The sequence below is a fragment of the Thioclava sp. L04-15 genome, assembly GCF_002020275.1.
GTDB lineage: Bacteria > Pseudomonadota > Alphaproteobacteria > Rhodobacterales > Rhodobacteraceae > Thioclava > Thioclava marina.
The window spans coordinates 871,477-889,335 of the sequence record NZ_MPZW01000001.1 but is presented as its reverse complement, the minus strand read 5'-3'; the positions used below and the strand labels follow the sequence as shown (position 1 = coordinate 889,335).

17 protein-coding genes are annotated in these 17,859 nt (G+C 63.7%); 12 read left to right on the top strand and 5 right to left on the bottom strand.

Translation table 11 applies throughout. From position 1 onward, the window contains the following. Positions 1–5: 5 nt before the first annotated feature. From BMI90_RS04395 to BMI90_RS04380, 4 genes are all read right to left on the bottom strand, one after another. Positions 6–461: a cytochrome c gene (locus tag BMI90_RS04395; RefSeq protein ID WP_078526380.1), complete on the bottom strand. Its 456-nt coding sequence runs from the start codon at positions 459–461 to the stop codon at positions 6–8. A gap of 92 nt (positions 462–553) precedes the next feature. Beyond that, positions 554–1,444: an FAD:protein FMN transferase gene (locus BMI90_RS04390; RefSeq protein WP_078526378.1), complete on the bottom strand. Its 891-nt coding sequence runs from the start codon at positions 1,442–1,444 to the stop codon at positions 554–556. Continuing rightward, on the bottom strand, positions 1,441–2,667 hold the full coding sequence (locus BMI90_RS04385) for an NnrS family protein (protein WP_078526376.1): 1,227 nt from the start codon (positions 2,665–2,667) through the stop codon (positions 1,441–1,443). The genes BMI90_RS04390 and BMI90_RS04385 overlap by 4 nt, the downstream gene beginning before the upstream one ends. Continuing rightward, positions 2,664–4,649 (bottom strand): NosR/NirI family protein, encoded by a 1,986-nt coding sequence (locus BMI90_RS04380; protein ID WP_246831484.1) that lies wholly within the window; start codon positions 4,647–4,649, stop codon positions 2,664–2,666. Before BMI90_RS04380 ends, BMI90_RS04385 begins: the two co-directional genes overlap by 4 nt. Positions 4,650–4,928: 279 nt before the next feature. Between BMI90_RS04380 and BMI90_RS04375 the strand changes: the two genes are divergently transcribed. From BMI90_RS04375 to BMI90_RS04330, 10 genes are all read left to right on the top strand, one after another. After that, complete coding sequence (locus BMI90_RS04375) at positions 4,929–6,686, top strand: nitrite reductase (RefSeq protein WP_078526373.1); 1,758 nt, start codon at positions 4,929–4,931, stop codon at positions 6,684–6,686. A gap of 75 nt (positions 6,687–6,761) precedes the next feature. Next, the gene (gene cobA, locus BMI90_RS04370) at positions 6,762–7,550 is read left to right on the top strand and encodes a uroporphyrinogen-III C-methyltransferase (RefSeq protein WP_078526371.1); all 789 of its coding nucleotides are present in this window, start codon (positions 6,762–6,764) and stop codon (positions 7,548–7,550) included. Beyond that, a complete protein-coding gene (locus BMI90_RS04365) occupies positions 7,543–7,851 on the top strand; it encodes a cytochrome c (protein WP_078526369.1) in 309 nt (102 codons plus the stop codon). The genes cobA and BMI90_RS04365 overlap by 8 nt, the downstream gene beginning before the upstream one ends. Then, the gene (locus tag BMI90_RS04360) at positions 7,848–9,008 is read left to right on the top strand and encodes a cytochrome D1 domain-containing protein (RefSeq protein WP_078526367.1); all 1,161 of its coding nucleotides are present in this window, start codon (positions 7,848–7,850) and stop codon (positions 9,006–9,008) included. Before BMI90_RS04365 ends, BMI90_RS04360 begins: the two co-directional genes overlap by 4 nt. A 3-nt stretch (positions 9,009–9,011) precedes the next feature. After that, positions 9,012–10,001, top strand: a complete 990-nt coding sequence (locus tag BMI90_RS04355) for an Lrp/AsnC family transcriptional regulator (protein WP_078526365.1) — start codon at positions 9,012–9,014, stop codon at positions 9,999–10,001. Next, positions 9,998–10,471, top strand: coding sequence for an AsnC family transcriptional regulator (locus tag BMI90_RS04350; protein WP_078526363.1), 474 nt, complete (start codon positions 9,998–10,000; stop codon positions 10,469–10,471). The genes BMI90_RS04355 and BMI90_RS04350 overlap by 4 nt, the downstream gene beginning before the upstream one ends. After that, positions 10,471–10,947, top strand: a complete 477-nt coding sequence (locus tag BMI90_RS04345) for an Lrp/AsnC family transcriptional regulator (RefSeq protein ID WP_078526361.1) — start codon at positions 10,471–10,473, stop codon at positions 10,945–10,947. The genes BMI90_RS04350 and BMI90_RS04345 overlap by 1 nt, the downstream gene beginning before the upstream one ends. Before the next feature lie 4 nt (positions 10,948–10,951). Further along, positions 10,952–12,163 (top strand): heme d1 biosynthesis radical SAM protein NirJ, encoded by a 1,212-nt coding sequence (gene nirJ, locus BMI90_RS04340; RefSeq protein ID WP_078526359.1) that lies wholly within the window; start codon positions 10,952–10,954, stop codon positions 12,161–12,163. 85 nt (positions 12,164–12,248) lie between these two features. Continuing rightward, positions 12,249–13,769, top strand: coding sequence for a cytochrome D1 domain-containing protein (locus BMI90_RS04335; protein WP_146671225.1), 1,521 nt, complete (start codon positions 12,249–12,251; stop codon positions 13,767–13,769). Further along, complete coding sequence (locus BMI90_RS04330; RefSeq protein ID WP_078526355.1) at positions 13,750–13,992, top strand: hypothetical protein; 243 nt, start codon at positions 13,750–13,752, stop codon at positions 13,990–13,992. The genes BMI90_RS04335 and BMI90_RS04330 overlap by 20 nt, the downstream gene beginning before the upstream one ends. Positions 13,993–13,995: 3 nt before the next feature. Here the strand turns inward: BMI90_RS04330 and BMI90_RS04325 are convergent, their stop codons facing one another. Next, positions 13,996–14,706, bottom strand: a complete 711-nt coding sequence (locus BMI90_RS04325) for a cyclic nucleotide-binding domain-containing protein (protein WP_078526353.1) — start codon at positions 14,704–14,706, stop codon at positions 13,996–13,998. Positions 14,707–14,953: 247 nt separating this feature from the next. Between BMI90_RS04325 and BMI90_RS04320 the strand changes: the two genes are divergently transcribed. Further along, complete coding sequence (locus tag BMI90_RS04320) at positions 14,954–16,363, top strand: MFS transporter (RefSeq protein WP_078526351.1); 1,410 nt, start codon at positions 14,954–14,956, stop codon at positions 16,361–16,363. Positions 16,364–16,439: 76 nt separating this feature from the next. Next, complete coding sequence (locus tag BMI90_RS04315; protein ID WP_078526349.1) at positions 16,440–17,834, top strand: NarK family nitrate/nitrite MFS transporter; 1,395 nt, start codon at positions 16,440–16,442, stop codon at positions 17,832–17,834. Positions 17,835–17,859: the final 25 nt, after the last annotated feature.

The following is a 17,859-nucleotide window of genomic DNA, read 5'->3' as shown; positions in this document are numbered from 1 at the left end:
TCGCCTCAGCCGGCATCCGTGGGCGGCCAATTCTGGGCGTCGATCGTGTCGACCCAGAGAAGGAAATCGGCGAGTTCCTGGAACTGTTCGTCGGTCAGGTCGAAATGGGGCATCTGGCGGCGCCCCTCGATGCCCGTGGGCATCGCTTGCATCCAGCCCGATAGCGCGTCCTTCGCGCCCTCATGGTCGTCTGGCTCGATCCCCCAGCGGGTCATCACATTGGCCAGTTCCGGCGCGAAGTATGCGCCTTCGCCCATGATCGTATGGCAGTTGATGCAGGTTTTCTCTTCCCAGATCCGTTTGCCGGCGATCACCGAGGGCGTGAGCGTTTCGGCATTCGTCGAAGTGTTCGTTATGTAGAAGTGACTATGGGCTGACAGGCCCAGAAAGATGAGGATGAAGAACAGGGATCCGCCATAGAAAATATTGCGGGCCATGCTCTTGGTCATGACTTCGCGCATTGCGCCTTCCTTTCGGAGCGATTGTCGATGCCGGCAGATCACCCCGTCGTGAACCGACTCGCCTTAACGAAAGTCAATCGTGAGCGATTGCGTCAGGAAATATGCGCGAGCTGGACGTCCGGGAACTGGCCGAGTGCGACGTCGATCGCGTCGCGCGTCAACAGGCAGGCCCCGGTTGAAAGTGCGTCGGCCAGCGCCGCCGAAGGCGCAGTAATCGCGACCAGCGACCAGCGCGGGGGTTGACCCTGCGGTCCGAGGATATGGGACTGCGCTCCCTCCGGACCGATCAACGTGCCACGCGGGGAGGAGACCGCGAGACAGCGATCGCTCAGGTCCGTTTCGCCCTTGATCGTGCCGAGCGGATCGGCCAGTGCCGCCCGCCAGGGACCGCCCACGGGGCGCTGCCCCCGGGCCGCGATTTCGCCCATGTCGACGAGCACATCGCGCAAACCTTCCGCACGCAACAGCGCCGAGATCCGATCGGCGAGGTAGCCTTGCGCGATCCCGTTGAAACTCAGTGCCATGCCGGGGCGCGCGAGGCGGATCTCGCGTTCGTTCACGGAAAGATTCTCCCAGCCGACGAGGGCGCGCGCCATTGCCGGATCGCGCCCGAGCGCAAGCGCCTGCCAGAGCGGCTGGATCGTCGGGTCGAAGGCGCCGCGCGTGGCGGCGTGAACGGAAGTCGCGATCTCGATCACCTCGAGCATCTCCGGCTCGGGCCAGGCCAGTCTTCCGTCGCGGTTGAGCCGGGTCAGGGCGCTATCGCGATGCAAGGAGAAGAGGTTTTCGAGCCGCTCTATCTCTTTCTCTATTTTCTGGAAAATAGCGAAAGAGTGCTCGGAAGTGACCCCGCTCAGCGTGATCCGGGCGGGGGACCCCATAGCGCGGCCTTCCCAGGTCTGGCGCAATGGCGCACCGCGCGCGGACAGCACCGGCATGGCGGCCGCGGCGGCGATCAGGGTCAGGGCTTGGCGCCGGTTCATCTCGAAGTCTCCATGCGCGGCAGGCGTGGCAACCAGAAGGCGGGCCAGAGCGCGGCCAGATAGAGTGCGAAGGCGAAGGTCCAGACGAGGGCCGAACCGAGCACTCCGGTAAAGTAGAACTCGGCGGGGAAGGCCGACGCCACCCAACGAAGCGCCGCGGCCAGTGGCAGCAAGGCATAGGAGAGCGCGATGCCATAGGGCGCGATGAGCGGCCGGCCGGTATGGCCCAGTGTTGCCCGGCTCATCATTGCGAGTGTCATCCCTCCCACGCCGCCGATCGCCGTGACATGCAGCGCTCCGATCTCGGAGCCGAAGCCGAGCAGAGCCAGCCCCCCGAGCAGCGCGCCCAGCCCGGTCAGCGCCATCGCCAGATGCAGAGCCGCGAGGATCGGGCGCGTCATCGCGAAGCCGCTTTTCCAGCCGATCATGCGGGTCATCTGCGCGAGGCCGAAAACCAGCATCACCGTGCCCTCGATGAAATCCGGAAGCCCTGCGAGCGCCCCGATGGCGGTGGCGATGGCGGCGATGATGGCCAATTTTTCAAGGTGGGCGCGTTTCTCCGGCAAGGCGGTTTCGGCGGGCTCGTGTCCATGCGCTTCAAGCGACTCGCGGATGATCGCATTGCGGGTGAAGGCGGGGGTTACGCGCCCTCCAAGCACGGCAATCATCGCGACGAGTGCGTAAAGCCCGCCGCGCAGTCCGGCCTCGGCGTCGCCCCAGGGCAGACCCATCCAGTCGAGTTGAACGCGCCATTCTCCAAGCCAGAGCAGCGTGATCAGCCCGAGAAACATCATATTCTGCGGCTTTGGGCGTTTCACGAGCTGCATCGCGAGCTTTGCGCCGAGGATCGGCAGAAACCCGAGGCAGATCGCTGCGACGAGCCAGTCGGGCAACGCCGCCGAATACCAGACCGCGGCCCGCCCGGCGAGCCACAGGGCTGCGGCGCTCGCGATGAAGGCATGGCGCGCGGCCTGTGCGCCCGTCCAGTTCGGCACGGCGGTCAGGAAGAACCCCGCCATTGCCGCGGTGCCGTATCCGAAGATCATCTCGTGGCCGTGCCAGAGATGCGGGGCCATCGTGAAGGGCAGATCCCAGAGCATCCCGCCAGCCGCGTGGATGCCCAGATAAAGTCCCCAGACAAGGATCGAGACCAAGGCCCAGATCCCGGCAGCGAGGAAGAAGACCCGGAATCCTTCTCCGAAGAGGCGTTTCATGGCACTCATTTGTTGCTCTCCTTCGCGGCTTGAGCGGCGCGGGCGCGACGCTTGAGGATCATGCAGGCGGTCTCGTCATGCTGGATCACCTGGCAACGCAGGCAGAGCACGCATTCATTGGGGTTGATCCGGCCCAGCGGGTCGATGGCGCCCACGGTGCATTGCGTCTCGCAATACCGGCATTCGCGGCCGCATTGCGAGCGGCGCTTGAGCCAGTCGAAAATCTTCAGCTTTGCCGGGATCGCGAGCCCCGCGCCCAGCGGGCAGAGGTAACGGCAATAGAACCGCTCGACGAAGAGGCCCGCCACCAGAAGCGCCAGCACGAACAGGACAAAGGGCCAGGCACGCAGGAAGCGCAGGGAGATCGCGGTCTTGAAGGGTTCGGCCTCGGCAAGGACCAGCGCGTCGTGCATCGAATAGAACGAGAGCGCGACGATCGCGACAAAGAGCGTGTATTTCAGCGCCCAGAGCCGCTCGTGGAGCGCCTGCGGAACAGAGATTTGCCTGATGCCGAGTTTCTGTGCGGTCTCGTTGAGCAACTCCTGCAACGCGCCGAAGGGGCAGAGCCAGCCACAGAAGACACCACGCCCCCAGAACAACAGACCCAAGGCGACGAAAGCCCATAGCAGGAAGATCACCGGTTCGATCAGGAAGGTCTCCCAGCGGAAGCCGGAAAACAGCGATTGAACGAAGGCCACGACCTGCACCACCGAAAGCTGACCGTTGAGCCCCCATCCGAGCACGAAAAGCGTGGTGGCGAGGAAGCCGAGCCGCAACCGGCGCCACAGTTTCGGGCGATGCACGATCCATTCCTGTGCAAAGAGGATCAGTGTCAGCACGCCAAGCATGGTCGCGACGATGCCGGTTTGAATGCGTTTGGCTGCCCAGATTTCCCGCCATAGAGGCTCGGGCGGGGCGGGCGGTGCGAGGCGCCAGATTGCCGGCAGTGCGTAATCGGCGCCGATCACATAGACGATCTGCGCGCCGGTCCTGGCGGGCCAGCTTGCGGTGACCTCGACCCGGAAGGGCAAAGTCGGATCGATCGCGTCTCCGGGCAGGCGAAAGACACTCGCCTCCTTGATCTCGGGGGCGCCCGTTATGGCGAGGCGCTTGACGATCAGGACATCCTCGGCCTTGGGGTGATAGCGCGTTGCGCCCTGCAAGATGGTAAGCCGGTCGAACTGGCCCGATCTGCGCCAGAGCGGACCGCGCGGCGAATAGAGCCCGCGCGAGATCACGATCAGCGCAGCATCACGCGGACCGAGTGAGCCGACAGCTTGCGTGTAGAGCTGTTGACCAAGCAGGTTCTGTCCGACGGTCGGTGGGTCGATCAAGCCGGTCCAGAATTCGAGGAAGGGAGCCTCGCCCGGCTGCACCGAAACTTTCGCTTCGGCTGAGGCAAGTGCCGCGTCGCTCATGCTCGCGAAGCCGCGGCGCAGGGCTTTCTTGGCGAGAAGGGCATTCCAGTCCGAGGGCGCATAGCTGATCCGGTCGATGCCGGCACTGTCCGAGATCAGCCCGCGCCCGATCGCGAGGGTGCGGGCGGTGCGCAAGATGCCGTCGCGGATCACCCCGGTCGAAACCGTGGCGCGGGCGATCACGTCGGGGGCGCCCTCCTGGGGCTCGAGGATTTCAGAGCGCGGGGCCGCAAGGTCGATCCCCGCGAAACCGTTCACGAAAGCGGCGATGTCCACTTCGGAAATGCCAAGCGTCAGCACCGGCTCGGAATGCCGCATCAGCCGCGCGCCGGCGATCTTCGCCTTCGTGTCGATCGCGACGAGAATATCAAGCGGGCGCCCCGAATAGCCGACCGACCCTGCGATTTCCCAGGTCGAGCCGATATAGCCGAGCGTCTCGCCGCTTGCCGAGACGACGCCCCAGCCGGGAACGCCTTCTGCCGACCGGCGCAGCGAAACGGGTCCGGCAACGCCGAGCAAGTCGGTTGCGAGGGTGGCGTCGGGCTGGGCTGCGCTGATCGCGTCAGTGGCCACGCCTCCGGTTCCCGAGCGGGCCGGAGCGTCGAGATGCTGCGCCTGAGCGAGCGCGAAGGAAGAGAGAAGAATTCCCAGACAAAAAACTGCGCGGCGTCCGAAGACGCGCGCGCAAGTCGTAGGGAAACAGTGAGTCTTTGGTGTCATGTGGGATCTACCAAGGAAACTGCCCGCACAATCGCGAACAGGGCCGTCTGCCGCCTTAACGAAAGTCAAGGATCACGCCCGCGTGAAGCGCCATCTTCCGCTCAGCCTCACCAGCGAACGGAGATTCCCGTGATGAAAACCCAAGCTCAAAAAGCCAGGACGACGTTGCTCGCCAGCGCAGCCCTGGCGCTCACCTTTGGCGTTTCCGGCGCCTGGGCCGAGGAAAAGCCCGCCGACCATGGCGACACGCCCGCCGCGGCCTATGAGCCCTCGATGACGACTCTGGCCGAGATTCAGGTCGAACTTCCGGGACGGAAACCGGGCGATCCGGTGATGACCGCCGACGAGTTCAACACCGCGAAGAAAATCTACTTCCAGCGTTGCGCGGGGTGCCACGGGGTGCTGCGCAAAGGCGCGACCGGCAAGCCCCTGACGCCCGATATCACGCGGGAACTTGGCTACGATCACCTCAACGCGTTCATCACTTACGGTTCACCGGCGGGGATGCCGAACTGGGGGACCTCCGGCGAACTGAGCGAAGAGCAAGTGGACCTGATGGCGCGCTACGTGCTGCTCGAGCCGCCCGCGCCGCCCGAATTCGGGATGCCGGAGATGAGAGACAGCTGGAAGGTCATAGTCGCGCCCGAAGACCGTCCGACCCAGAAGATGAACGATATCGACATCACCAATCTGATGTCGGTCACGCTGCGCGATTCCGGTCAGGTGGCGCTGATCGACGGCGCGACCTACGAGATCCACGCCGTGATCGACACCGGCTATGCGGTTCACATCTCACGCCTGTCGGCTTCGGGTCGCTACCTGTTCGTCATCGGCCGCGATGCCAAGGTCAACATGATCGACCTGTGGATGGAAAAGCCCGACACGGTGGCCGAGATCAAGGTGGGCTCGGAAGCGCGCTCGATCGAGACGTCGAAATTCGAAGGCTGGGAAGACAAGTATGCGATCGCCGGCTCCTACTGGCCGCCGCAATACGTGATCATGGACGGCGAGACGCTCGAGCCGCTCAAGATCGTGTCGACCCGCGGCAACGTCTATGACGAGCAGACCTACCACCCGGAACCGCGCGTCGCCTCGATCGTGGCCTCGCACTACAATCCCGAGTTCATCGTCAACGTGAAGGAAACGGGCAAGATCCTTCTTGTCGATTACACCGATCTGAAGAACCTCAAGACGGTCGAGATCGAAGCGGAACGGTTCCTGCACGATGGCGGGTTCGACAGTACCCATCGCTATTTCCTCGTGGCGGCCAACGCGCGCGGCAAGGTGGCGATCGTCGACACCAAGGAAGACAAGCTCGTCGGCATCGTCGAAACCGACGGCCAGACGCCGCACCCGGGTCGGGGGGCGAACTTTAACCACCCGGTCTTCGGGCCGGTCTGGGCGACCTCGCACCTGGGCGACGAGACGGTGGCGCTGATCGGGACCGACCCCGAGGGCCATGCCGACAATGCCTGGAAGCTCGTGGACACGTTCTACGCGCTGGGTGGCGGCTCGCTCTTCATCAAGACCTATCCGGGTTCGAACCACCTCTATGTGGACGCGCCGCTCAACCCCGAAGCCGATATCTCGGGCTCGGTCGCGGTGTTCAACATCGACTCGATGACGGCGGATGCGGATCCCGAGTTCAAGGTCCTGCCGATCGTCGAATGGTCGGGCATCACCGATGGCCAGCCGCGCGTCGTGCAGCCTGAATTCAACAAGGAAGGCACGGAAGTCTGGTTCTCGGTCTGGAACGCCAAGGACAAGGAGAGCGCGATCGTCGTGGTCGATGACAAGACGCTGGAGCTGAAACGGGTGATCAAGGACCCGCGCCTGATCACGCCGACCGGCAAGTTCAACGTCACCAACACCCAAAAGGATATCTACTGATCCTCTCGGAAAACAGGGGAGGGGCCGTCTGGCCCTTCTCATCCTCACGCGAGCGAGCTGCAAGGGAGACGACATATGACCCAGCTTGGCAAGGTTCATCTCATCGGCGCTGGTCCGGGCGATCCGGAACTGCTGACCTGCAAGGCGCTGCGCTTGCTCAAAGAGGTCGATGTCGTGGTCTATGACCGCCTCGTTTCTCCCGAAATCATGGCGCTGATCCCCGCCACGACGCGACTGGTCGCGGTCGGCAAGGAAGCCGGCTATCATTGCGTGCCGCAACATCGGATCAACGAAATTCTCGTGGAGCTTGCGAGCGGGGGGCTGCGCGTCGCGCGGCTGAAGGGGGGAGACCCGCTGATCTTCGGACGTGGCTCGGAAGAGGCCGCCGAACTCGAAGCCTCCGGTATCCCCTATGACTATGTTCCGGGCATCACCGCCGCTCAGGGTGCCGCCAGCTCGACCCATGTGCCGCTGACCCATCGCGGGCTGGCGACGGGCGTGCGCTACGTCACCGGCCATCGCGCGAAGGATGCCGATCTCGACCTCGACTGGGACAGCCTGACCTCGCCCGAGACCACGCTCGTCGTCTACATGGGCGCCGCCAATATGGTCACGATTTCCGCCGAACTGATCGCGCGCGGCCTGCCTGCGAGCACGCCCGCCATGGCCATCGCTTCGGCGACCACCCCGCGCGAACGTCGCGTCGTCGGGCAGCTCGACACGATCGCCGAGGCCGCAACGGGTCTCAAGGCGCCGGTGTTGTTTTTCATCGGCGAGGTGGTTTCGCTCTACAAGGCGGAGGAGGCGCACGGCCTGCCGGTCTCTGACTGGCTGGAACGCCACGGCCTTGCGGCCCATGCGTAGCCTCGCAGCCCTGCTGATCCTCGCCGCCTTGCCGGCGGGCGCCGGTGAGATCACCGCCGCCGACGCGACGCGGCTGAGCCATCTCGTCGCACAGGATTGCGGCTCGTGTCATGGCCTGACCCGCAAGGGCGGTCTCGGGTCGCCGCTCACCCGCGAGGCTCTCGACGGGCAGGACCGCGAGACTCTCGCCACGATCATCCTCGACGGCATGCCCGGCACAGCGATGCCGCCCTGGCGTCCGATCATGACCGAAGAGGAAGCCTACTGGATTGCCGATTATCTGCTGGAGGCAGAGAAATGAAACGCGCCCTCACTCTCTCATCCGCCCTGCTGCTCTGTTCCGCGCTGGCCGCCCCGCTCGGCGCGACCGAGTTGCGTGCCACCGGAGATCTCGGCGTGATCGTCGAGCGCGCGACGGGCTCGGTCCTGATCATCGACCAGTCCGAACATGCCGCGATTGGGCGTATCGAAGGGCTCGGAGATCTATCGCACGCCTCTCTCGTCTTCTCGCCCGACGAACGCTTTGCCTATGTGTTCGGTCGCGATGGCGGGCTGAGCAAGATCGACATTCTCTCGCAGAAAATCGTGAAGCGGGTCCTGCAATCTGGGAATTCGATCGGCGGGGCGATCTCGGATGACGGCAAGCTGATCGCGGTGGCGAATTACGAGCCCGGCGGGATCAAGATCTTCGATGCCGACACGCTCGATCTCGTGGCCGATATCCCGGCCGAGGGAAAAGCGCTGGGGCTCGAGGACGCCCCGGGCCGCAAATTTGTCTTCTCGGTCTGGGATACGGGCGAGACCCGGATCGTCGACATGTCGGGGGTAGAGCCCAGGATCACAACCTTCGCCCATGTGGGCGAGCAACCCTATGATGCGTTGGTGACCGATGACGGGCGCACCTATATCGCGGGGCTATTCGGTGAGGACGGGCTCGCCGCGATCGACCTGTGGGACGAGACTCCCGAGCCGCGACGCATCCTGCCACATTACGGACGTGGGCAGGAGGAAATGCCCGTCTACAAGATGCCCCATCTCGAGGGCTGGGCGAAGGCGGGCGACCAGATCGTGCTGCCGGCGGTCCATCACCACGAGGTTCTCTGGATCGACTCGCGCTCGCTCGAAGAGACCGGCCGCACCGAGACCTATGGCCAGCCGGTCTTCGCGATGGCGCGGCCGGGCGGTCGACAGGTCTGGGTGAACTTCGCCCACCCGCTCAACGACACGGTGCAGGTGATCGACTCGATGACGCACCAGATCGTCGGCGAGATGAAACCCGGCCCGGCGGTTCTGCACATGGAATTCACGTCGCGCGGCACGGAGGCATGGGTCTCGGTGCGCGATGAAAACAAGGTGGTGATCTACGACACGACGACGTTGCAACCCATCGGCGAGATCGAGGCGGAAAGCCCCTCGGGGATCTTCTTCACCGCGCGCGCCCACAGACTGGGGCTTTGAAACATGGCCTACCTGACCGATTTGGATCACCGTCTGCTTGACGACTGGCAGCGCGGTTTTCCGGTGACGCCCGAGCCCTTTTCCGCGATCGCCTGCGACTTGGGCGTCGGGGTCCCCCGGGTAATTGCGCGTCTGCGCGAAATGGTGGCCGAAGGCACGGTCGCGCGGGTCGGGGCGACCTGCCGGCCCAACACGGTCGGTGTCTCGACGCTCGCGGCAATTGCCGCGCCGGAGTGGCAGATCGACGAGATGGCGCGGATCGTGGGGCAGGAACCCGGCGTGAACCATTCCTACCTGCGCGAGCACGACTGGAACATCTGGTTTGTCGCCACCGCCCCCGATGCCGAGATGCTGGCGGCGACACTGGCGCGGATCGAGGCGCGCACGGGTCTGCCGGTTCTCGATCTTCCGCTCAAGCGGGCTTTCAATGTCGATCTCGGGTTCAAGCTGAACGGACCACGCCATGGTCTGCGCATGGGGGAAGGGGCCGATACCGGGGCGATCCAGGAAGGCGACCGAGCGATTTTGCAGGCGCTGACCGACGGGCTGGAGATCACCGAGGAACCCTATGCGGAGCTTGCGCGCAATCTCGGTCGCTCCGAAGCCGATATTCTGGCCCGTATCCGGGCGCTTCTCGATGCGCGCATCATCACCCGCCTTGGCGTGATCGTGCGTCACCGCGCCCTGGGTTGGCGCTCGAACGCGATGGTGGTGTGGAAACTGCCCGAGGAACGTGTGCCCGCCGCTGGCCATGCCTTGGTGAACCTGCCCGAGGTGACGCTGTGCTACGAGCGTCGCGGCACGCCGGAGTGGGATCACACGCTGTTCTCGATGATCCACGCAAAGACCCGCGGTGAGGCGTTGGCGGCGGTCGAAAAGGCCGCCGCACTGCCGGAACTGGCGGGTGCGAGCCATCAGGTCCTGTTCTCGATCCGCTGCTTCAAGCAGACCGGTGCCTTGCTCGATCGTCCCAGGCTGGAGGCTGCGCAATGAGACGTCAGCCGCTTCCCGATGATGCGCTCGACGCGATCGATCGCGCTATTCTCAACACCCTTCAAGACGGCTTTCCGATCGCGTCGCGTCCCTTCGACGAGGCGGGGGCCGGTCTTGGCGTGACCGGGGCGGAGTTGATTGACCGGCTTGCGAACCTGCGCGAGATCGGGGCGATCACCCGTTTCGGTCCGTTCTTCGACGTCGCGCCGATGGGTGGAGAGTTCTGCCTCTGCGCGATGGAGGTGCCCGAAAGTGATTTCGGGAGGGTCATGACTTTGGTCAATGCCCACCCGGAGGTCGCGCACAATTATGAACGCACTCATCGGCTGAACATGTGGTTCGTCCTCGCCGCGGTAGCTCCGGAAGGTATCGAGACAACAGCCGATGAGATCGAGCGGGAAACGGGGCTGAAGGTGCTCCGTTTCCCGAAACTCGAAGAGTTCTTCGTGGGTTTCAGGGTCACAGCCTGATGTTGGATGCAATCGAGAAACGGATCGTCGCGGCCACGCAAGGCGGCTTGCCCCTGTGCCCGCAGCCCTACGCCCAGATCGCTTCGCAGATCGGTCTGAGCGAATACGAGGTCATGGCGCGGATGCGTGACATGCTGGCGCGCGGAGTGATCCGTCGCATCGCGCTTGCGCCAAATCATTACGCGCTCGGCATGACGGCGAATGGCATGTCGGTCTGGGACGTCGACGACGAAAAGGTTCGCGATCTCGGTCCCATGATCGGCGCGCTCGACTTCGTTTCGCATTGCTACCTGCGTCCGCGCGGCGAGGGCTGGCCCTACAATCTCTTCGCGATGATCCACGGACACGACCGCGCCGAGGTCGAGACCAAGCGCGCCCAGATCGCGGCCCTCCTGGGCGAAGCCTGCCGCGAGAGCGACATTCTCTATTCGACCCGCATCCTGAAGAAGACCGGGCTGCGGCTGAGGAAGGACTGAGACGATGTTTCGACTGACCCAATACATGCGCGAACTGGTCCATCCGACCCCGGTGCGCCGCCGCGAGGGGCCGGTGAAGCCGGTGGTGATCTGGAACCTCACGCGGCGTTGCAATCTTCGTTGCCGTCACTGCTACACCACCTCGGCCGATGTGAATTTTCCCGGCGAGCTGAGCCACGAGCAGGCGATGGGGGTCCTCGACGATCTCAAGGCTTACGGCATTCCGGCGCTGATCCTCTCGGGCGGCGAACCCCTCTCCCGGTTCGATTTCTTCGAACTGGCCGAGCGTGCGAAGGCGCTGAACTTCCGCCACCTGTCGCTCTCGACGAATGGCACGCTGATCAATGCCGAGAATGCCGGTCGGATTGCGGATCTGGGCTTCGACTATGTCGGGATCTCGCTTGACGGCATCGGGGCGACGAATGACTGGTTCCGTGGCCTCGAAGGAGCCTATGACGCGGCGCTGACGGGGGTGCGCGAGCTGCTCGCGCGGAATGTGAAAGTGGGGCTGCGCTTTACCATCACCGAGGACAACGCCGATCAGCTGGGCCAGATGATGGATCTGTGCGACCGCGAGGGTGCCGACAAGTTCTACCTCTCGCATCTCGTCTATGCCGGGCGGGGCGACAAGCACCGCGGCGATGACACCGAACATGGCCGCACCCGCGCGGCCCTCGACGAGTTGCTCGACAGGGCCTGGGTCGCGGTGGCCGAAGATCAGCCGCTGGAGATCGTCACCGGCAACAACGATGCCGATGCGGTCTATTTCCTGCGTTGGGTCGAGAAGAATTTCCCCGAGAGAGCCTCCCATATCCGGGCGCATCTGGAGGCATGGGGCGGGAACTCCTCGGGACTTGGCGTCGCCAATATCGACACGCTGGGCCGTGTGCATCCCGACACCTACTGGTCCGATTACACGATCGGCAACGTCAAGCAGACGCCGTTCTCGGACCTCTGGACCGGCGACGATCCGATGCTGGCCACATTGCGCACGCGGCCCCGCCCGCTCAAGGGGCGGTGCGGTGCCTGTGCCTACAAGTCGGTCTGCGGCGGCAATACCCGGATCCGCGCGCTGCAACTGACCGGCGATCCCTGGGCCGAAGATCCGGCCTGCTATCTTGGCGCGTCCGAGATCGGCCTCGATGCCGAGGCTCAGCGCGTCACCGTCACCCCTTTCCGAGGCAAGAGCCATGACCCCGCGCATCGCTTCTTCTGATCCGCTCGCCCGCTATCCTCTGCACCGCTCGTTGGCGCTTCCGGCCGGGGGGGTGGTGACGAGCATCGTCGTGTTGCTTGCCGTGATGAGCGTCGCACAAGCCGCCGAGGCCGAACCGAACGCGGCGGCCCTTTTCAACGAGCATTGCGCAGTCTGTCATGGCGAAGGGCGTCTTGGCGGCACGGGTCCGGCATTGATCCCCGAAACGCTCGGGCGGATGTATGGGCCCAAGCTGGAAAAAGTGATCGCCGAGGGCCGTCCCGCGACGCAGATGGCGGGGTTTTCCGATCAACTCACTGCAGAGCAGATCGCCGCGATCTCGCGCTATGTCGAAACGCCGCTCGCCGAGGTGCCGCGGTGGTCGGTCGAGATGGCGAATGAGAGCCTGGAGCTGAACCCGGATTACAAACCCGCCAAGGCGCCGGTCTTCACCGCCGATCCGATGAACATCACCCTCGTCGTGGAAACTGGAGATCACCATGTGTCGGTGCTCGATGGAGACACGTTCGAGGTGCTCGACCGCTTCGCGACGCCTTTCGCAGTCCATGGTGGCCCGAAATTCTCTCCCGACGGGCATTATGTATTCATCATGAGCCGTGACGGCTGGGTGCAGAAATACGATATCTGGTCACTGCAGGTGGTCGGTCAGGTGCGCGCGGGCCTCAATAGCCGCAACATCGCGATGAGCCATGACGGTAGATGGCTCGCGGTCGCCAATTACCTGCCACGCACGCTGACCATCCTGTCGACCGAGGATCTGTCGGTGGTCACAGTGCGCGACGTGGTCGCCCGCGACGGCACGCCATCGCGCGTCTCGGCGGTCTATCAGGCGCCGCAGCGCGAAAGCTTCGTTCTCGCGCTCAAGGATGCGCCGGAAATCTGGGAAATCGCGACCAGCCCGAACGCCGGGCCCTTCCATGACGGCTTCGTGCACAGCCACGAGCAGAGCATGGAAGAACAGCTCGGCGCCGAGGAGGGATTGTTCGCACGCCGCCGCATCCTGATCGACGAGCCGCTCGACGATTTCTTCTTCTCGCCCGACTATCGCAATTTGATCGGTGCAAACCGCGACGGCGACAAGGGCGTGGTGGTCAATCTCGATGTGGGCCGCGCGATCTCCGAACTGCCGCTGCCGGGAATGCCGCATCTGGGTTCCGGGATCAGCTGGGAGCGCAATGGCTCTCGCGTGATGGCGACGCCGCATCTCAAGGAAGGCGTGCTCTCGGTCATCGATATGAAGGACTGGTCGCTTGTGCGCCAGATCAAGACGATGGGGCCGGGGTTCTTCCTGCGCAGCCATGAGAATTCGCCCTATGTCTGGGCCGATGTCTTCTTCGGTCCGAACAAGGACAAGATGCACGTCATCGACAAGCAGAGCCTCGAGATCGTCAAGACGCTCGATCCCGCGCCGGGCAAGACGGTCGCCCATGTCGAATTCACCAAGGACGGCTCTTATGCGCTGGTCTCGATCTGGGAGGATGATGGCGCGGTCATCGTCTATGATGCGAAGACGCTCGAAGAGGTGAAGCGGCTGCCGATGCGCAAGCCCTCGGGGAAATACAATGTCTGGAACAAGATTACCTTCGATGACGGCACCAGCCACTGAGGGACTGCGCCTGTCGCGGCTGATGGTGTTGCTTTATCCCTTCGCCGCGGCGGCGGTCGCGATCAACCTCTTCATGCTGGGGCTGATGGGGCAATGGATCGGCCTGCCCGCAATCCCGCCGCTCGTGGCGCTGGCGCTCTCGCTGCCGCTGGGCGTGCCCGCGTCATGGGGCTTTTCCGTCTGGGTGAAAGGGTTGATCGACGAGGCAGAGGGTCGGCGCTGACGATCACGACCAGGGATCGTCGATCAGCGGCGAAGGCTTGGCGAAGTTCGTCAGATCCTCCGGGTTCGTGATCGTCACGATATTGCCTTCGAAAGTGACACCGTAAGGCTCCAACTGGCGGATCGCCCGGCTGAGATTTTCCGGCGTCATCCCGAGATAGGAAGCCAGATGGCGCTTTTCCTGCCCCAGTTCGAAGGCGGTGGGATTGCCTTCCATCGCGTAGCGCTGCAGCAGGTGGTTGGCGAGCCGCTCCAGCGATGTGCGCAGTTTCAGGTTCTTGGTGCTCTTGACCACCGCGCGGTAGCTGCGGCCCAGTTCCGTGACGACCGCTCGCGCGAAATCGGCGTTGATGTCGAAGATCTTCCGCACGTCTTCCGATGGCACCAGAACGATACGGGATTTCTCCAGCGTGCGCGCCGACATGAGATAGGGCGCGTCGCAGATCGTCGCCGCGAGGATGAAGGTTGATACCGGTTCGAGCGTGGCCATCACGGTCTCGCGCCCGTTCCAGCTCGCGAACATCTCGACCGCGCCGCCAGTGACCACATGCAGGAAATCGCTGCGCTCGCCCTGACTGGCCAGTTCGATACGGGGAGGGAAGGTCTGCACATAGGCCCCCCGCATCAAGGCTGCGAAGTCATCGTCTTCGAGGCCCGTGAAAAGATCGAGCGCCCGAACCTCTGCGGCTTCGTCATCCTTGACCCGAATCGGCATTCGTTTTCCTTCGCTCAGGGCTGGTGCGTGGTGTTGACTTGATATTTATCAAGCGTGCGGCTGACATGCCACCCATGACGCCTTGATGCGTTGCGTCATGCGACGTGACTGATTCTACGGCGCCGTTTATTTCGCCCCAGCTTCCGGGAGAGTTTGATCTTGATCAAGCCTCCTGCGTGCGTGCCTCGACATACCTCCTCGTGACGCTTCCGTTTCGCAACGGATGAAATACCAGGAGGGACAGAGCATGGAGCTCCAGAACAAGGCCACCTCCCTGTGGCCAAACTTTTTCAACGTGACGATGGTGCAGATCCGAACCTTCCACATGACGTGGTTTGCGTTCTTCGCCTGCTTCTTTGCATGGTTCGGGATCGCGCCGCTCATGGCGGTGGTGCGCGACGAACTGCACCTGACCAAGAGTCAGGTGGGCTGGGCGATCATCGGCTCGGTGTCGATGACGATCTTCGCGCGTCTGTTCATCGGCTGGCTCGTGGATCGGATTGGCCCTCGTAAATCCTACACCTGGCTGCTCATCCTCGGCTCTCTGCCGGTGATGGGGATCGGCCTTGCGCATGACTTCACCACCTTCCTGATCTTCCGTATCCTGATCGGCGGGATCGGGGCGTCCTTCGTCATCACCCAATACCATACCTCGGTGATGTTCGCGTCGAACGTGGTTGGCCAGGCCAACGCCACCTCGGCGGGCTGGGGCAACCTCGGCGGCGGGGTGACGCAATTCGTGATGCCGCTGCTTTTCTCGGTCTTCGTGGTGGGCTTCGGCTTCTCCGAGGCGCTCGGCTGGCGCCTGTCGATGGTCGTCGTCGGCGTGATCATCTTTCTTATCGGGATCGGCTACTACTTCCTGACGCAGGATGCGCCCGACGGCAATTACGACGACCTGCGCGCCCGTGGCATGATGCCGGAAAAGAAGACCGTCACCGGCGCTTACTGGACCGCGATGGCTGACTACCGCGTGTGGATGCTGTTCGTGATCTACGGCGCGTGCTTCGGCATCGAGCTGACGATCAACAACGTCGCCGCGCTCTATTTCGCGGACTACTTCAACCTGAGCCTCGTGGCCGCCGGCCTCGTCGCTGCCTCCTTCGGCCTGATGAACATCTTCGCGCGCACGCTGGGCGGTCTGTTCGGTGACAATTTCGGCTCGCTCTGGGGGCTGCGCGGCCGGTCCTTCTGGCTCTTCATGTGCCTCCTCTTCGAAGGCATCGCGCTGATGATCTTCAGCCAGATGCAGGTGCTTTTCCTCGCTCTTCCGTCGCTGATCGTCTTCTCGCTCTTCACGCAGATGGCGGAAGGGGCGACCTATTCGGTGGTGCCCTTCATCAACAAGAAGGCGCTGGGCGCGGTGGCCGGTGTCGTGGGCGCGGGCGGTAACGCCGGTGCGGTGCTCGCCGGCTTCCTCTTCAAGGGCGCGATGGACTGGCACGAGGCCTTCCTGATCCTGGGCATGGTGGTCACCGCCGCCTCGTTCCTCGCCTTCTTCGTCCGCTTCTCCACGAGGCAGGAAGATGAGGAGCGCGCGGCTTTCGCGATCGCCAACATCCAGACTTTGCGCAAACGCGCCGACAAGGCCAATGCCGAGCTCGAACACGCTCTCAACGCGATCGAGACCCGGAAAGTGGCCGTAGCCAGCGCCTGACGCGCGACCGCGGGGCGCGACGAGAACGCGCCGGGCCCCGCAATTCCATCAATCCGCCAAACGGGAGGAACAACCCATGGCAACCTCATCCCAAGCGGTCGCGCAGCAAGGCCACACCCTTGTCGACTGGCGTCCTGAAGATCCCGAGTTCTGGTCATCGCGTGGCCGTGCCATTGCGGCGCGCAACCTCTGGATCTCGATCCCGAACCTGCTGCTGGCCTTTTCGGTCTGGATGGTGTGGTCGGTCGTGGTCGCAAAGCTTCCGGCGATCGGCTTCAACTACTCCACCGGCCAACTGTTCTGGCTTGCGGCGCTGCCGGGTCTTTCGGGCGCGACGCTGCGCATCTTCTACAGCTTCATGATCCCGATCTTCGGCGGCCGCAAATGGACGGCCTTCTCGACCGCGACGCTGCTTCTGCCCGCACTGGGCATCGGCTTTGCGGTGCAGAACCCCGATACCCCTTACACCGTCTTCCTGCTGCTCGCTCTGCTGTGCGGTTTCGGCGGCGGCAACTTCGCCTCCTCGATGGCCAACATTGCTTATTTCTACCCCAAGAAGACCAAGGGCAATGCCCTGGCGCTGAACGCGGGTCTTGGCAATGCGGGCGTGTCGGTGATGCAGTTCGTCGTGCCGATCGTGATCACCTCGGGCGTGTTCGGCGCGCTTGGCGGCGCGCCGCAGCAACTGACTGCCGGTGGTGAGCTTTTCCTGCAAAACGCGGGCTTCGTCTGGGTGCCCTTCATCGTGCTTTCGGCGATAGCCGCATGGTTCGGGATGAATGACATCGCGTCGGCCAGCGCCTCGTTCAAGCAGCAATCGGTGATCTTCTCGCGCTTCCACAACTGGGTGATGTGCGTGCTCTACACCGGCACCTTCGGGAGCTTCATCGGCTACTCGGCGGGCTTCCCGCTCCTCATGAAGACGCAGTTCCCCGAAGTGGACGCGCTGCAATACGCCTTCCTCGGTCCGCTCGTGGGTGCGCTGAGCCGTGCTGGCACGGGCTGGATCTCGGACAAGTTCGGTGGTGGTCGCGTGACCTTCTGGACCTTCGTCGGCATGATCGTGGCGGTCTGGGGCGTTCTGCAGTTCCTGCCCTCGGCCGGTGACGCAGGCAACTTCTGGGGCTTCTTCGCCTGCTTCATGGCGCTGTTCTTCCTGACCGGCGTGGGCAATGCCTCGACCTTCCAGATGATCCCCTCGATCATGCGTCAGGAAGTGCCGCGTCTGAACCCGCATTTGGACGCTGCCGCCACTCTCAAGCAATCGGAGCTGGAAAGCTCGGCGATCATCGCCTTCACCTCGGCGATCGCGGCCTATGGCGCCTTCTTCATCCCGAAATTCTACGGCACGTCGATCAGCCTGACCGGCGCACCGAACGCGGCACTGTGGGGCTTCATGATCTTCTACGCGCTCTGCGTGGTGGTCACCTGGTTCTTCTACAGCCGCAAGGGTGCGCCCGTTCCCTGCTGACACGACCGGCGCGCGCCGTCGTCCC

Excerpts from the sequence above, each read along its gene's own strand:
- nirJ (WP_078526359.1), top strand. The coding sequence starts at position 10,952 with ATGTTTCGACTGACCCAATACATGCGCGAACTGGTCCATCCGACCCCG.
- BMI90_RS04355 (WP_078526365.1), top strand. The coding sequence starts at position 9,012 with ATGGCCTACCTGACCGATTTGGATCACCGTCTGCTTGACGACTGGCAG.
- BMI90_RS04325 (WP_078526353.1), bottom strand. The coding sequence starts at position 14,706 with ATGCCGATTCGGGTCAAGGATGACGAAGCCGCAGAGGTTCGGGCGCTC.
- BMI90_RS04335 (WP_146671225.1), top strand. The coding sequence starts at position 12,249 with ATGAGCGTCGCACAAGCCGCCGAGGCCGAACCGAACGCGGCGGCCCTT.
- BMI90_RS04315 (WP_078526349.1), top strand. The coding sequence starts at position 16,440 with ATGGCAACCTCATCCCAAGCGGTCGCGCAGCAAGGCCACACCCTTGTC.
- BMI90_RS04330 (WP_078526355.1), top strand. The coding sequence starts at position 13,750 with ATGACGGCACCAGCCACTGAGGGACTGCGCCTGTCGCGGCTGATGGTG.
- BMI90_RS04350 (WP_078526363.1), top strand. The coding sequence starts at position 9,998 with ATGAGACGTCAGCCGCTTCCCGATGATGCGCTCGACGCGATCGATCGC.
- BMI90_RS04360 (WP_078526367.1), top strand. The coding sequence starts at position 7,848 with ATGAAACGCGCCCTCACTCTCTCATCCGCCCTGCTGCTCTGTTCCGCG.
- BMI90_RS04395 (WP_078526380.1), bottom strand. The coding sequence starts at position 461 with ATGCGCGAAGTCATGACCAAGAGCATGGCCCGCAATATTTTCTATGGC.
- BMI90_RS04365 (WP_078526369.1), top strand. The coding sequence starts at position 7,543 with ATGCGTAGCCTCGCAGCCCTGCTGATCCTCGCCGCCTTGCCGGCGGGC.
- BMI90_RS04390 (WP_078526378.1), bottom strand. The coding sequence starts at position 1,444 with ATGAACCGGCGCCAAGCCCTGACCCTGATCGCCGCCGCGGCCGCCATG.
- cobA (WP_078526371.1), top strand. The coding sequence starts at position 6,762 with ATGACCCAGCTTGGCAAGGTTCATCTCATCGGCGCTGGTCCGGGCGAT.
- BMI90_RS04375 (WP_078526373.1), top strand. The coding sequence starts at position 4,929 with ATGAAAACCCAAGCTCAAAAAGCCAGGACGACGTTGCTCGCCAGCGCA.
- BMI90_RS04385 (WP_078526376.1), bottom strand. The coding sequence starts at position 2,667 with ATGAGTGCCATGAAACGCCTCTTCGGAGAAGGATTCCGGGTCTTCTTC.
- BMI90_RS04320 (WP_078526351.1), top strand. The coding sequence starts at position 14,954 with ATGGAGCTCCAGAACAAGGCCACCTCCCTGTGGCCAAACTTTTTCAAC.
- BMI90_RS04345 (WP_078526361.1), top strand. The coding sequence starts at position 10,471 with ATGTTGGATGCAATCGAGAAACGGATCGTCGCGGCCACGCAAGGCGGC.